The sequence below is a fragment of the Pseudomonas sp. OV546 genome (assembly GCF_900116845.1).
GTDB classification, from domain to species: Bacteria; Pseudomonadota; Gammaproteobacteria; order Pseudomonadales; family Pseudomonadaceae; genus Aquipseudomonas; species Aquipseudomonas petroselini.
In genome coordinates, this window is the sequence record NZ_FPCE01000010.1 from 208,660 (window position 1) to 223,275 (window position 14,616).

The 14,616-nt window shown below is 60.5% G+C and carries 14 protein-coding genes; 4 read left to right on the forward strand and 10 right to left on the reverse strand.

Features of this window, described 5'->3' with window-relative positions:
• Positions 1-139 precede the first annotated feature (139 nt).
• Genes BM403_RS22335 through BM403_RS22345 form a run of 3 tightly spaced genes read right to left on the reverse strand, consistent with a single transcriptional unit; the run spans position 140 to position 2,642 of the window.
• Positions 140-910 (reverse strand): MetQ/NlpA family ABC transporter substrate-binding protein, encoded by a 771-nt coding sequence (locus BM403_RS22335; RefSeq protein ID WP_093544863.1) that lies wholly within the window; start codon positions 908-910, stop codon positions 140-142.
• A 50-nt stretch (positions 911-960) separates the two neighbouring features.
• Complete coding sequence (locus BM403_RS22340) at positions 961-1,635, reverse strand: methionine ABC transporter permease (protein WP_012721514.1); 675 nt, start codon at positions 1,633-1,635, stop codon at positions 961-963.
• On the reverse strand, positions 1,635-2,642 hold the full coding sequence (locus BM403_RS22345; RefSeq protein WP_012721515.1) for a methionine ABC transporter ATP-binding protein: 1,008 nt from the start codon (positions 2,640-2,642) through the stop codon (positions 1,635-1,637). The genes BM403_RS22340 and BM403_RS22345 overlap by 1 nt, the downstream gene beginning before the upstream one ends.
• 244 nt (positions 2,643-2,886) lie before the next feature.
• Between BM403_RS22345 and katE the strand changes: the two genes are divergently transcribed.
• Positions 2,887-5,049 carry a catalase HPII gene (katE, locus tag BM403_RS22350; protein WP_256577195.1) on the forward strand — a complete coding sequence of 721 codons (2,163 nt, stop codon included), beginning with the start codon at positions 2,887-2,889 and terminating at the stop codon, positions 5,047-5,049.
• A gap of 65 nt (positions 5,050-5,114) precedes the next feature.
• Here katE and BM403_RS22355 read toward each other — a convergent pair whose 3' ends face one another.
• Genes BM403_RS22355 through BM403_RS22370 form a run of 4 tightly spaced genes read right to left on the reverse strand, consistent with a single transcriptional unit; the run spans position 5,115 to position 7,920 of the window.
• Positions 5,115-5,834, reverse strand: a complete 720-nt coding sequence (locus BM403_RS22355) for a PA5502 family lipoprotein (protein ID WP_012721517.1) — start codon at positions 5,832-5,834, stop codon at positions 5,115-5,117.
• Positions 5,835-5,871: 37 nt separating this feature from the next.
• Positions 5,872-6,660 carry a zinc ABC transporter permease subunit ZnuB gene (gene znuB, locus BM403_RS22360; RefSeq protein ID WP_012721518.1) on the reverse strand — a complete coding sequence of 263 codons (789 nt, stop codon included), beginning with the start codon at positions 6,658-6,660 and terminating at the stop codon, positions 5,872-5,874.
• A complete protein-coding gene (znuC, locus tag BM403_RS22365) occupies positions 6,653-7,438 on the reverse strand; it encodes a zinc ABC transporter ATP-binding protein ZnuC (RefSeq protein ID WP_012721519.1) in 786 nt (261 codons plus the stop codon). Before znuC ends, znuB begins: the two co-directional genes overlap by 8 nt.
• Positions 7,438-7,920 (reverse strand): Fur family transcriptional regulator, encoded by a 483-nt coding sequence (locus tag BM403_RS22370; RefSeq protein WP_012721520.1) that lies wholly within the window; start codon positions 7,918-7,920, stop codon positions 7,438-7,440. The genes znuC and BM403_RS22370 overlap by 1 nt, the downstream gene beginning before the upstream one ends.
• A gap of 58 nt (positions 7,921-7,978) precedes the next feature.
• Here BM403_RS22370 and BM403_RS22375 point away from each other — a divergent pair, with 58 nt between their 5' ends.
• Positions 7,979-8,908 (forward strand): zinc ABC transporter substrate-binding protein ZnuA, encoded by a 930-nt coding sequence (locus tag BM403_RS22375; protein ID WP_012721521.1) that lies wholly within the window; start codon positions 7,979-7,981, stop codon positions 8,906-8,908.
• 124 nt (positions 8,909-9,032) lie between these two features.
• Here the strand turns inward: BM403_RS22375 and BM403_RS22380 are convergent, their stop codons facing one another.
• Entirely contained in the window at positions 9,033-9,986 is a 954-nt protein-coding gene (locus BM403_RS22380; protein ID WP_012721522.1) for a homoserine kinase, read from the reverse strand.
• 56 nt (positions 9,987-10,042) lie between these two features.
• Entirely contained in the window at positions 10,043-10,333 is a 291-nt protein-coding gene (locus tag BM403_RS22385; RefSeq protein ID WP_012721523.1) for a DUF2782 domain-containing protein, read from the reverse strand.
• A 74-nt stretch (positions 10,334-10,407) separates the two neighbouring features.
• On the opposite strand from BM403_RS22385, the gene polA reads away from it, so the two are divergent.
• Positions 10,408-13,185 (forward strand): DNA polymerase I, encoded by a 2,778-nt coding sequence (gene polA / locus BM403_RS22390; protein ID WP_093544869.1) that lies wholly within the window; start codon positions 10,408-10,410, stop codon positions 13,183-13,185.
• 270 nt (positions 13,186-13,455) lie between these two features.
• Here polA and yihA read toward each other — a convergent pair whose 3' ends face one another.
• A complete protein-coding gene (gene yihA, locus BM403_RS22395; RefSeq protein ID WP_042943980.1) occupies positions 13,456-14,097 on the reverse strand; it encodes a ribosome biogenesis GTP-binding protein YihA/YsxC in 642 nt (213 codons plus the stop codon).
• A 192-nt stretch (positions 14,098-14,289) separates the two neighbouring features.
• Between yihA and BM403_RS22400 the strand changes: the two genes are divergently transcribed.
• On the forward strand, positions 14,290-14,592 hold the full coding sequence (locus BM403_RS22400) for a c-type cytochrome (RefSeq protein ID WP_012721526.1): 303 nt from the start codon (positions 14,290-14,292) through the stop codon (positions 14,590-14,592).
• Positions 14,593-14,616: the final 24 nt, after the last annotated feature.

Sequence of the window (14,616 nt, forward strand, 5' to 3'; positions counted from 1 at the left end):
CGACACATAACAAATGTGGGAGGGGGCTTGCCCCCGATTGCTGAGTGTCAGTCATTGCTTTGGTGGCTGACCCACTGCTATCGGGGGCAAGCCCCCTCCCACATTTTTTGATCTCCAGTGCTTGGGAGATCGGGTTACATCAGAACGCCGGCTTGATCGCGCCTTTGTACTTCTCTTCGATGAATTGCTTCACTTCAGGGGTGTGCAGGGCTGCTACCAGCTTCTTCACCGCGTCGGAATCCTTGTTGTCTTCGCGGGTCACCAGAATGTTCACGTAAGGCGAGTCGTTGCCTTCGATCACCAGGGCGTCCTTGGACGGATCCAGCTTGGCTTCCAGCGCGTAGTTGGTGTTGATCAGCGCCAGGTCGACCTGGGTCAGCACGCGCGGCAGGGTGGCGGCTTCCAGTTCGCGGAATTTGAGCTTCTTCTCGTTGCCAGTGATGTCCTTGATGGTCGACAGGATATTGGTCGGGTCCTTCAGGGTGATCACGCCGTTCTTGGCGAGCAGCAGCAGCGCGCGGCCGCCGTTGGTGGCGTCGTTCGGGATCACCACGTTGGCACCGTCAGGCAGGTCGGCCAGCTTCTTGTACTTGCTGGAGTAAGCGCCCAGTGGTTCCAGATGCACGGCGCCGACGCTCACCAGGTGAGTGCCCTTGGCTTTGTTGAACTCATCCAGGTACGGCTGGTGCTGGAAGAAGTTGGCGTCCAGGCGTTTTTCCGCGACTTGTACGTTGGGCTGCACGTAGTCGGTGAAGACTTTGACCTGCAGATCTACGCCTTCTTTGGCGAGGGCAGGTTTCACGAACTCCAGGATTTCGGCGTGAGGAACCGGCGAAGCGGCGACCGTGATGGTCTCGGCGTGGGCGGAAAACGCGGCAACGGCGGCGAAAGCAACCAGTAGTTTTTTCATCCAACAAGCTCCTTGTTCGGGCATGGGCCGGCGGGGGCCGGCCATGGCCGTTATTTTCGAGAAAAGTGCACCACCAGCTTGTCGCCGACGGTTTGCAGAATTTGCACCAGGATCAACAGCATCACCACCGTGACCACCATCACATCGGTCTGGAAGCGCTGGTAACCGAAACGGATTGCCAAGTCGCCCAGGCCACCGGCACCGACCACACCGGCCATGGCCGTGTAGGACACCAGTGTAATCGCCGTCACCGTAATCGCTGCGAAAATGCCCGGACGGGCTTCTGGCAGCAAGGCATTGGTGATGATCTGGCGCGTGCTGGCGCCCATGGATTGGGTGGCTTCGATGATGCCGCGGTCCACTTCACGCAAGGCGGTCTCCACCAACCGCGCGAAGAACGGCGTCGCGCCCACGACCAGCGGCGGAATCGCACCCGCCACACCCAGCGAAGTGCCGGTGAGCAGCACGGTGAACGGGATCATCACGATCAACAGAATGATGAACGGCAGCGAGCGCAGAATGTTCACAATCAGCGACAGCAGCGCGTACAGGCCCTTTTGCTCGAACAGTTGGCGCGGGCTGGTCAGGAACAGCAACACACCCAGCGGCAGGCCGAGCACCACGGTGAAGAACAGCGAGCCGAACAGCATGGTCATGGTGTCGCCCGTGGCCAGCCAGATTTCAGACCAGTCGATATTGGCGAAGAAACTCATCAGGACTTCCATTAGCGCAGGACCTCCATGTGGACGTCGGCGGCGGTGAAGCGTGCAAACGCGGCTTCCATGTCACCACCGGTGACGGCGAGGGTCAGTTGCCCGTAAGGGATGTCTTTGATGCGGTCGATACGACCGGCCAGGATGCTGTAGTCCACCCCCGTTTCCCGGGCGACGGTACCCAGCAATGGTGCGTAGGTCGCTTCGCCCTGGAATGTCAGGCGCACGATGCGGCCCGGCACGTGGGCGAAGTCATCGTGTTGCTCGCCTTCGTCGACCTGCTCGGCTTCTTGCACGAAGCGTTTGGTGGTCGGGTGCTTGGGGTGCAGGAACACATCGGCCACCGAGCCTTGCTCGACGATCACGCCGGCGTCCATCACGGCCACTTGGTCGCAGACGCGGCGGATCACGTCCATTTCATGGGTGATCAGCACGATGGTCAGCTTCAGCTCGCGGTTGATCTCGGCCAGCAGTTGCAGCACCGAAGCGGTGGTCTGCGGGTCAAGGGCACTGGTCGCTTCGTCGCACAGCAAAATCTTTGGCTTGGTCGCCAGGGCGCGGGCGATGCCGACGCGTTGCTTCTGGCCACCGGACAACTGCGCCGGGTATTTCTTGGCGTGGTCGGACAGGCCGACGCGGGCGAGCAATTCCGCCACTCGCAGGTCGATGTCCTTGCGCGACAATTCGCCGGCCAGGGTCAGCGGCAGCGCCACGTTGTCGGCGACGGTCTTGGAGGCCAGCAGGTTGAAGTGCTGGAAGATCATCCCGACCTGCTGGCGGAAACGGCGCAGGCCGTTGGCATCCAGGGCGGTAACTTCTTCGCCATCCACCGTGATCTTGCCGCCGCTCGGTTCTTCGAGGCGGTTGATCAGGCGCAGCAGGGTGCTTTTACCCGCACCAGAGTGGCCGATCAGGCCGAATACCTGGCCGTTTTCGACACTCAAGCTGGTGGAGTGCAGCGCGGGAATATCCTTACCGGCGACGCGGTAGGTTTTATGGACGTTTTGAAACTCGATCACGTAGCGAACCTTGTGGGGCGCATGGAAAAGGGATCAGCGGTTAGCCGGGCGCGCATTTTAGCCTGTCCGTATAGCGTTTCTTAGCATTTATTTCGCATTCAACCTTTGATTTGGCAATAACGCGATCAAAGGTCATAAAAAAGGAACGGCCCAAAACCCCATCAGTCACTACTTAAGCAACTCGATTTCCCAGGTGCCGTGCCTGGGGTTTTGCTCAAACGAGCCGGGGACCGCTCTGGCCACTTTGAATAAGGAGTTTTGTCTGATGAGTACCAAGAAGCCAGCCACCCCGCCGAAGAGTGAACTCGCGGGCACCGATACCCTGGACCGTGGCAACACCAACGCCAAGCTGCAGGCCCTGGAGGAATTCCGTTCCGATGCGACCGGTCAGGCCCTGCGTACCAACCAAGGCGTCAAGATTTCCGACAACCAGAACACGTTGAAAGTCGGCTCCCGTGGCCCATCGCTGCTGGAAGATTTCATCATGCGTGAAAAAATCACGCACTTTGACCATGAGCGCATCCCGGAGCGCATCGTGCATGCCCGTGGTACGGGTGCCCATGGCTATTTCCAGACGTATGAGAACCATTCGGCGCTGACCAAGGCCGGGTTCCTGCGTGACCCTGGGCATAAAACCCCGGTATTCACACGCTTTTCCACCGTGCAGGGCCCGCGTGGCTCGGGTGATACGGTGCGCGACGTACGGGGCTTTGCCGTGAAGTTTTTCACCGAAGAAGGCAACTTCGACCTGGTGGGCAACAACATGCCGGTGTTTTTCATTCAGGACGCGATCAAGTTTCCTGACTTCGTGCACGCCGTTAAGCCTGAACCGCACAACGAAATTCCTACCGGCGGATCGGCACACGATACGTTCTGGGACTTCGTTTCGTTGCAGCCCGAATCTGCCCACATGGTGATCTGGGCAATGTCTGACCGTGCCATTCCAAAAAGCCTGCGCAGCATGCAGGGCTTTGGCGTGCACACCTTCCGCCTGGTGAATGCCGAGGGTCAATCCAACTTCGTCAAATTCCACTGGCGCCCTACGGCGGGTACTTGCTCGCTGGTGTGGGACGAGGCGCAGAAGCTGGCCGGTAAAGACACTGACTACCATCGCCGCGATCTGTGGGAAGCCATTGAGATGGGCGACTACCCTGAGTGGGAATTGGGCGTGCAGGTTATTCCTGAGGACAAGGAGCATGCCTTCGACTTCGACATTCTCGACCCGACCAAGCTGATTCCCGAAGAGCTGGTGCCCATCATCCCATTGGGCAAGATGGTGCTCAACCGCAACCCGGATAACTTCTTTGCTGAAGTCGAACAGGTGGCATTCTGCCCAGGGCATATCGTGCCGGGTATCGACTTCTCCAATGACCCACTGCTGCAAGGTCGACTGTTTTCCTACACCGATACGCAGATCAGCCGACTGGGTGGCCCGAACTTTCACCAGCTGCCGATTAACCAGCCTGTGACACCGCTGCATAACAACCAGCGTGACGCCATGCACCGCAGCACCATCGACAAAGGGCGTGCGGCTTACGAGCCAAACTCCATCGATGGTGGCTGGCCGAAAGAAACCCCGCCGGCGGCGCAGGATGGCGGTTTTGAGTCTTACCCTGAGCGTATCGATGCGCACAAGATCCGTGAGCGCAGCGAGTCGTTCGGCGATCACTTCTCCCAGGCGCGCCTGTTCTTCCGCAGCATGAGCAAGCACGAGCAAGAGCACATCATCGCGGCTTATAGCTTTGAGTTGGGCAAGGTGGAGCGTGAGTTCATTCGCGCGCGCCAGGTCAACGAGATCCTGGCCAATATCGACCTCGAACTGGCCAAGCGCGTGGCCCAGAACCTGGGGCTGCCAGCACCGACCAAAGGCACTGTACCGGAGCGCAAAACCCAGCCGGAGCGCTCGCCAGCATTGAGCCAGGCGAACCTGCTGCCGGGCGATATCAAGACGCGAAAAGTGGCGATACTGGCGGCCAATGGTGTGGACGGCGTGGCGATTGCCGCGTTGAAGAAGGCGCTGGAAGCGGAAGGTGCTCACGCCAAACTGCTGGGGCCGACCTCGGCACCGGTGAAGACGGCCGATGGCAAGAGCCTGCCGGTGGATGCGTCGATGGAAGGCATGCCGTCCATTGCGTTTGATGCGGTGTTCGTGCCGGGTGGGAAAGAGTCGATCAAGGCGTTGAGCGGTGACGGTGTGGCGCTGCATTTCGTGCTGGAGGCGTACAAGCACCTGAAGGCGATTACCGTCGCCAGTGATGCGAAGCCATTGCTCGATCTGTTGAAGCTTGAGGCGGATGCAGGGCTGATCGTCGGGTCGGATGCCAAGGCGTTCAAGGCGTTTTTTGCCGCGATCGGCCAGCATCGGGTCTGGGATCGGGAGCCTAAGGCCAAGGCGATTCCGGCTTAAGTCTTTGGTTGTTTGTTAGATCGTCATCGGGGGCAAGTCGAATCGTCGCTCCGCCCCCGATGCTCTTACTCCGCTTTGCGCGGAATCAGCACAACCTGCGCCGGAATATTCTTCAGAATCTGCCGGTGAATCTTCAGGTCATACCCCGAATCGATACGCTTCACCCGTTTGGTCAGCAAGGTGGCCAGCCACGGGTAATCCTCTGTGCGCGGCGCTTGGATGCTCACATCGCACTGGTAATTCACCACATCGGTGGCAATTGCATCCAGCTGGTGGCGCAGTTCTTCGATATGGGTGAGGTTCAGCGCCACGGTCGTGCTCGGTGCCGCCGGGTCGATGACCTTGGCGGCGGGCTTGGCTTCGGCGGCTTTCAGGGCAGCCTCGGCTTTGTCCAGCTCGGCTTTGCGGGCGTGGGTGATGGCGCTGTTTACGCCGCCGGTGAGTGCGGGTGCCTTGGGCATCAGGGCGCGGGCACGGCTGAGGGCGGTGGCGGCGGCGTTTACGTCACCTTTTTGCAGCACGATCTGACTGCGCTGCAGATAGGCTTCGGCCAATTGACGCTGGTAGGTTTCCAGCGCCGGGTCGTTGGGCGACTGGGCCTGTAGCGCGGCTAACTGGTCTTCGGCGGTGGCCAACTCGCTGCTGGCCAGGTTTTGCTCCAGCTGTGCAATGGCCACAGCGCGTGCGTCCGGGGCCTCGGGGGCAGCGGGCGGTGTGCTTTGACAAGCGCCCAGCAGCAGGGAAAATGCGGCAAGGAGCAGATAACGGGAGGTGAACGGCTTCATTCCTGCGACTCTCTATTTGCGCAAAAAGCGAGCAAGTCTACACCCCTCGACGGGGCAGGACAAAACTCAGCAAAAACAGGGCGGCGGCCGTGACCACAATCGATGGCCCGGCGGGCGTATCCTTGAACCAGGACAGTGCCAAGCCCCCGCACACTGCGAGCATCCCCAACAGGCTGGCGCCGATCGCCATTTGCTCCGGCGAACGGGCATGGCGCTGGGCAGCAGCTGCAGGAATGATCAACAGCGACGTGATCAACAATACGCCCACTATCTTCATCGCGACAGCAATCACCACGGCGATCAGCAACATCAGGGCCATGCGCAGGCTCGGCACCGGCAAGCCCTCGACCGTGGCCAGCTCTTCGTGCACGGTAATCGCCAGCAATGGGCGCCACAGGGCGACCAGCAATACCAGGACGGCCGCGCTGCCGCCGAGGATCCACGCAAGGTCGGTGGGGCTGATCGCCAGCAAATCGCCGAACAGGTAGGCCATCAAGTCGATGCGCACTTCGTGCATGAAGCTCAGCACCACCAGGCCCAACGACAGGGTGCTCGGCGCCAGGATGCCGAGCAAGGTGTCGGAAGCCAGCGGCTGGCGCTGCTGCAGCGTCACCAGCAGCACCGCCAGGAGCAGGCAGCCCACGGTCACGGCGATGGTGGGGCTGACATCCAGCAAGAAGCCCATGGCCACACCCAGCAGCGCAGCGTGGGACAACGTGTCGCCGAAGTAAGCCATGCGCCGCCAGACCACGAACGAGCCCAGTGGGCCCGCCACCAGCGCCAAAGCCAAGCCTGCCAGCAGGGCGTAGAGCAGAAAATCAGCCATGCTTGCAGCTATCTCCATGAACGTGGGTGTGAGGGGCAACGGGATCGTCGACCACGGCGCCATGCAGATCGTGGGCGTGGTCGTGATGGTGGTGGTAGATCGCCAGGCTTTGGGCATTCTTGCCGAACAGCTCGACGAAGGCCGGGTCGCCGCTGACCTGTTCCGGATGACCGGAGCAGCACACGTGGCGGTTGAGGCACACCACTTGGTCGGTGGTGCTCATCACCAAGTGCAGATCGTGGGACACCATCAGCACGCCGCAGCCATGACGGTCGCGCAGCCGGGTGATCAGGCTGTATAGCTCGGCCTGGCCGGCGACGTCGACGCCTTGCACAGGCTCATCCAGCACCAGCAGTTCCGGCTCGCGCAACAGGGCGCGGGCCAGCAGCACGCGCTGCATTTCGCCGCCGGAGATGCTTTGCACCGGGCTGTCGATCACCTGTTCAGCGCCGACTTCCTTGAGCGCAGCCTGGGCACGGGCGCGATCCACGCCTGGCACCAGGCGCAGGAAGCGCAACACGGAGAGTGGCAGTGTGGGGTCGACGTGCAGTTTCTGCGGCATATAACCGACGCGCAGCTTGGGTTTGCGCCACACGCTGCCGGTGTCGGGCTTGAGCAGTCCGAGCACGGCGCGTACCAGGGTGGTCTTGCCGGCGCCGTTGGGGCCGATCAGGGTGACGATCTGCCCAGGCTCAACGCTGAGTGCGATGTTATCCAGCACGGTTTGCCCGGCGAACGTGACCCCAACCTGCTCCAGGCGGATTAACGCGTTGCTCATCAAGCCCCCTGGCAGCCCGAGCACAGGCCGACCACTTCGACCGTTTGCCCTTCGACCCGGAAGCCGACATCGGCGGAGCTTTTGATGATGGCGTCGCTGATGCTTTTTTGTTCAAGCTCGATGGCGGCGTGGCACTCGCGGCAGATCAGGAACTGGCCCTGGTGCGCGTGCTCCGGGTGGCTGCAGCCGACGAAGGCGTTGAGCGATGCGATGCGATGCACCAGGCCGTTTTCCAGCAGGAAGTCCAGCGCGCGGTACACGGTCGGCGGTGCGGCGCGGCGGCCATCCTGCTCGCTGAGCACGCCGAGAATGTCGTAGGCGCCCAGCGGCTTGTGGCTCTGCCACACCAGTTCCAGCACGCGGCGCCGCAAGGCGGTCAGGCGCAACCCCTTCTGTGTGCACAGGGTGTCGGCCTCCGACAGCGCGGTATGCACGCAGTGAGAGTGGTCGTGGGGACGGCTGGCAAGCGGTGTTTTAGGCATGAGCGGCGACAGATATTTGATAGAGACGTTATTATGTTACCCGTTCCTACGCCATTGAGTGGTCATCGTGTCCCGACTTTTTCCCGTTTTTGTCGTATTTGTCACCAGTTTGTTCATTACTGGCGCCGCTCAGGCCGAGGTCAAGGTGCTGACCAGCATCAAGCCATTGCAGTTGATTGCCGCTGCTGTGCAGGACGGCGTAGCGGTGCCCGAGGTGTTGTTGCCGCCGGGTGCATCGCCTCATAACTACGCGTTGCGACCATCCGACGTACGGCGCGTGCAGTCGGTGGACCTGCTGTACTGGATCGGTCCGGATATGGAGAGTTTCCTACCACGCGTGCTGAAAGGTCGTACGGCTGCAACGGTGGCGGTGCAGGACCTTCCGGGCATGAAGCTGCGTCGATTCGCCGAAGATAGCCACTCCCACGCCGACGATGCCGACGAGCACGACCACGATCACCGACCAGGCAGCCTGGATGCGCACTTGTGGCTATCGACTGTAAACGCTCGGGTGATTGCCGCGCGTATGGCGACTGACCTGGCGACAGCCGACCCGGCCAATGCCACGCGTTACCAGAGCAACGTGAAGGCCTTCGATGAGCGCCTGGATGCCCTGGACGCGCGCTTGAAAGCCCGCCTGGCGCCGATTGATGGCAAACCTTACTTCGTGTTCCACGAAGCCTTCGATTACTTCGAAGACGCTTATGGGCTCAAGCATGCCGGTGTGTTCAGCGTTGCCGCAGAGGTACAGCCTGGTGCCCAGCACGTGGCGGCGATGCGTACGCGTTTGCAGGAAGTGGGCAAGACGTGCGTGTTCAGCGAGCCACCGTTGCGTCCGCGTTTGGCTGAAACCCTGGTGGCGGGTTTGCCGGTGAAGCTGGCGGAGTTGGATGCGCTGGGTGGGTATACCCCGGCTACGGCTCAGGGTTATGAGCAGGTGTTGGAGAAGTTGGGGAATGACTTGGCCGGGTGCCTGGAGTCGTTGTAACAGACGGCGCACGTCTAATGTCGGAGCTGGCTTGCCTGTGATTGCGGTGGGCCTGCGACGAAATTGCTGGCTGACCTGACGCTATCGCAGGCAAGCCAGCTCCCACATTGACCGAGTTGGGGCTTTAGAGGGCGAACGGTAGTTGGATCGTGACCTGCTGGCGTTGTGCCAAGCGGTGCTCGAACTCTGCCGGGTCATGGATCAACACATCCTGCCCTGCAAACGACTCGGCGGCGATCAGGCGTGACAGCCAGAACCGCACACACGCCACCCGCAACATCGTCGGCCACAGTTCGGCTTCCTTGGCAGTGAACGGTCGCAGGCCGGCATAGGCGCCGAGCAGCGCACGGGCGCGTTGCCCGTCAATCACGCCATCCGCGTCCGAGCACCAGTCATTCAGGGCGATTGCCACGTCGTAGAGCATCGGGCCCGAGCAGGCGTTGTAGAAGTCGATCAGGCCGGTCAGGTGCGTGCCTTCGAACATCGCGTTATCGCGGAACAGGTCGGCGTGCACATTGGCGCGCGGCAGGGCGAGGATCTGGGCCTTGTGCGCTTTGATCTCATTCAGCGCGTCTTGCAGCAGGCGCTGCTGTGCGTCGTTCAAGTGCGAAATCAACTGCGCGCCTTCGTTGAGCATCCAGTCCAGGCCGCGATCGGTCTTACGTTCCAGTACCTTCTCGCCTTGTGTCGCCAAGTGCAGGTGGCCAAGCAGGTCGCCGACCTGGGCGCAGTGCTGGGCGTTGGCGTCCTTGATGTGCTTGCCGGCCAGGCGCGGTTGCAGCAGGGCCGGTTTGCCTTTCAGCTCGCGCAGGGCCACACCGTCGGTGGTGCGCAGGGCGTAGGGCACGGGCAGGTCGGCGTCGTGGAGCACGTCGAGCAGTTCGATGAAGAACGGCATTTCCGCGACCGGGCCGCGTTCAACCAGGGTCAGGACGAATTCACCCTGCTCCAGGCTGATAAAGAAATTGGTGTTTTCGCTACCGGCGGCAATCCCCTGGAAGTCGATCAGGCGGCCGAGCCCGTAAGGGGCGAGAAAGGTTTCCAGCTCGGGCCGAGCCAGGGGGGTGAACACAGACATGGTTAAAACTGCCAGTACGGGCGCCGCGGTGTGCGGCGCCAATTGAAGTTAAGAAATCATTTCCATTCGAAGATCTTCCATGACGGGATCAGCATATCCGGCTGGTCAGAGCGGATGAAGTTCGCGTCGGTTCCGTCCGCGCGTACCAGGAAATACGGAGGTGCACCCTTCGGGGTGACCTTGATTGCGTACAGGAAACCGTTCTGACGGTATTCCTGGATGGTCTTGTCGCCTTCCGTGCGGATCGTAACTTCCGGATCACCCCCAGGGGCATCGTCTGCCGCCATGGCAGCCATCGGAGCGAGTGCAATCAAGCCGGTCAACAGCAGGCGATTGAATGTACGCATGATAACCTTGTCCCTTTGTCGTCATTGGTCCGGCTATTCTAGCGCCTGACCCGCCGAAAAGGTTGATTCTGCTCATGAGCCAAGCACCCCTCGTCCTGGTGGACGGTTCTTCCTATCTGTACCGCGCGTTCCATGCGCTGCCACCGCTGACCACCTCCAAAGGCCTGCCCACCGGCGCGGTCAAGGGGGTGTTGAACATGCTCAAAAGCCTGCGCAAGCAGTACCCGGACAGCCCGTTCGCGGTGGTGTTCGACGCCAAGGGTGGGACCTTTCGCGATGACATGTACGCCGAATACAAGGCCAACCGCCCGAGCATGCCCGATGACATGCGCCTGCAGATCGAGCCGCTGCACCAGAGCGTGATCGCCCTGGGCTTCCCGTTGTTGTGCGTCGAAGGCGTTGAGGCCGATGACGTGATCGGCACCCTGGCCCGCAGCAGTGCGGCCGCTGACCGTCCGGTGGTGATCTCCACCGGGGACAAGGACATGGCACAGCTGGTCGACGGGCACATTACCTTGGTCAATACCATGACCGGTAGCGCGATGGACATCGAGGGCGTGAAGGAGAAATTCGGTGTCGCTCCCGAGCAGATCATCGACTATCTGGCCTTGATGGGCGATTCGTCCGACAACATCCCAGGCGTCCCGGGCATTGGTCCGAAGACGGCTTCCGGCTTGCTGGTCGGTGTGAATGGTGGCCTTAAAGAGCTGTATGAACAGCTGGATATCGTGCCGACCCTGCCTATTCGGGGCGCGAAGACGCTGCCGGCCAAGCTGGAAGAGCATAAGGAGATGGCGTTCCTTTCCTACCAGTTGGCGACGATCAAGATTGATGTGCCGCTGGATGTGGGCCTGGATGACCTGCACCTGATTGAGCCGGACCGTGAAAAACTGCTGGAGCTGTACACGCTGCTGGAGTTCAAGAGCTGGTTTGATGAGATCCAGCGCGACGCCAAGCGGGTGGAGCTCAAGGCTGCGCCGGTTGTTGAGGACGTCGCTGAGGTAGCGGCGCCGGCGGAGGCGACCTACACCACGATCCTTGATCAGGCCACCTTCGACATCTGGTTGAAGAAGCTCAACGACGCGAAGCTGTTCGCCTTCGACACCGAAACCACCGGGATCGATGCCCAGCAGGCGCAGTTGGTGGGTGTTTCCTTCGCGGTGCAGCCCCACGAAGCGGCCTATATCCCGCTGACCCACGCCTATATCGGCGCGCCGGAGCAGTTGGATCGCGATACCGTGCTGCTGGCCCTCAAACCGCTGCTGGAAGACCCGGCCAAGCTCAAGGTCGGCCAGCACGCCAAGTTCGACATGAACATCCTGGCCAATTGCGCCATCGGCGGCGACCCGGCGCACGGCATTACCGTACGGGGTATCGCCTTCGACACCATGCTCGAATCCTATGTGTTGAACGCCACCGCAACGCGGCATGACATGGACAGCCTGGCCAAGAAGTACCTGGATTACGACACCGTCGCCTTCCAGGACATTGCCGGCAAGGGTGCCAAGCAGCTGACTTTCGATCAGATCGCGCTTGAGCAGGCTGGCCCTTATGCGGCGGAAGACGCCGATGTGACCTTGCGTCTGCACCAGGCGCTGTTTGCGCAACTTTCAGCCATTCCGAGCCTGGCGAGTGTGCTCACGGATATCGAGATTCCGTTGGTGCCGGTGTTGGCGCGTATTGAGCGCCAGGGTGCGCTGGTCGACAAGGACCTGCTGGGTATCCAGAGCATCGAACTGGGCAACAAGATGGTCGAGCTGGAGCGCCAGGCGTTCGAGATCGCCGGTGAAGAATTCAACCTGGGTTCGCCCAAGCAACTCGGGGCGATTCTTTACGAAAAACTCGGCCTGCCGGTACTGAAGAAAACCGGCAAAGGCCAGGCTTCAACCGCCGAAGAAGTGCTGGCAAAGCTGGCCGAAGATGACTACCCGCTGCCCAAGGTGCTGATGCAGTACCGCAGCATGAGCAAGCTGAAAAGCACCTACACCGACCGTCTGCCGGAACAGATCAACCCGCGCACCGGGCGTATCCACACGTCCTATCACCAGGCGGTGGCGGCGACCGGGCGTTTATCGTCCAGCGATCCGAACCTGCAGAATATCCCGGTGCGTACCGCTGAAGGGCGGCGGATTCGCCAGGCCTTCATCGCGCCCAAAGGCTACAAAATGCTGGCGGCGGACTATTCGCAAATTGAGCTGCGGATCATGGCTCACCTGTCGAAGGACGAAGGTTTGATGAACGCCTTCCGTCACAACCTCGACGTGCACACGGCCACGGCGGCCGAGGTGTTCAAGGTTGAGCTGGGTGACGTCACGTCTGATCAACGCCGCAGCGCCAAGGCGATCAACTTTGGTTTGATCTATGGCATGGGCGCACAGAAGCTGGGCAAGGATATTGGCGTCGATACCAAGACGGCCAAGGCGTACATCGATGTGTATTTCGCCCGTTATCCCGGGGTTCGTGAGTACATGGAACGCACCCGCGCCCAGGCGTCCGATCAGGGCTACGTAGAGACCTTCTTCGGTCGCCGCCTCTACTTGCCGGATATCCATTCCAACAAGCCCCAGGAGCGCGCGGCGGCTGAACGCACTGCCATCAACGCGCCCATGCAGGGCACAGCGGCAGACATCATCAAGAAAGCCATGGTGCTGGTGGATAACTGGCTGACGGATTCAGGCCTGGATGCCAAGGTGATCCTGCAGGTGCACGATGAATTGGTGCTGGAAGTGCGTGAGGATCTGGTCGCGGAAGTCAGCGAGAAGATTCGCGAGCACATGAGTGCCGCTGCTCAGCTGGATGTGCCGCTGCTGGTGGAAGTGGGCGTCGGCGATAACTGGGACCAGGCGCACTGATCTCGGGGCTTTGCTGCCACTGTGGGGTGGTGGCAGAGTGCTTTAGTCCGGAAATCGCCGTCAGTTATTTCAAATAGTTTTTCGAACCTGCCGGAACTTAACCCGTGAATTGCCACTCAGAGTTACTGAATGGGTGGTGAAGCCCTTCAATGCTCCTATGTTGTGTTAAGTGTTGGCAGATATCTGGACCCCGCCCTAGCGGTCCGGAACTTGAACCCCGAACTTCCCCTCCCCATACGAAGTCCGGGGTTTTTTTTGCCTGCGCAAAAGTTACTCCGCGATTTCCGCGCCCTTGTCCGCCAATTCCATCCAGCCGGCCAGTACGGTGTAGGCGTCTTCCAGGCCCATGCGCTTGGGCGCCGAGAACAGTTGGATGGTGATCGCATCACCCCAGCCTTTACGGATTTCAGACTGCACTTTAAGCAACGTGTTTTTGGCGGCGCCGTAGGTCAGCTTGTCGGCTTTGGTCAGCAGGATATGCATCGGCATGCCGCTGGCAACTGCCCAGTCGAGCATCAGCAGGTCGAAATCGGTCATCGGATGGCGGATGTCCATCATCAGAATCAAACCCTTCAAACTCTCCCGGCCACCCAGGTAGGCCTCCAGGTGACGCTGCCAGTGCAGCTTCAGCGGGATAGGTACTTTTGCATAACCGTAGCCCGGCAGGTCGACCAGACGCCGATCATCGTCTAGCTTGAAGAAATTGAGAAGTTGCGTACGGCCTGGGGTTTTCGAGGTGCGTGCCAGGCTGGCGTGAGTCAGGGTGTTCAGCGCGCTGGACTTACCGGCGTTGGAGCGCCCGGCAAAGGCGACTTCAAAGCCCTCGTCATCGGGGCATTGGTCAACTTTGGCGGCGCTGAGCATAAACGTGGACTGTTGGCACAGGCCAAGGATGGGATTCTTGAGTTGCATGAGATTTCCGATGTGGGCGATGCCGAGAAAGGGTGCGGCAAGCGGTGTCGTTTCCGTTTCAGTAGCGCCAGTATATAATGCCGCAGATTTTGTGTGTGCTTTGTCCCAGCGAAGGATGAAGTTCACGGGAGCGAAAGACCTTTATTGCGCATTAGAACGCAAAACGCTCTCAAACCCTGAAATGGTCGACGTATGACCAAGTGGTTGCTCGCTATCGGTGTCCTGCTTCCGCTTTATGGCGCTCAGGCTACACAGGATCCGGAAGCGGTGTACAACCGAGTTTGCGTGGCTTGCCATGCCGGCCAGTTGCCGAATGCTCCGAAGCGGGGTGATCAGGCAGCTTGGGCGCCAAGACTGGCGCAGGGCATGGACACGTTGGTGCAACACGTGACCCAGGGTTTCAAGGCAATGCCGCCGCGTGGTTTGTGCATGGACTGCAGTACTGAGGATTACCAGGCCGTCATTGAGTTGATGGTGAGTAAACCCGGTAGATAACTCTTAAACCCCTTAGCCGTAGTT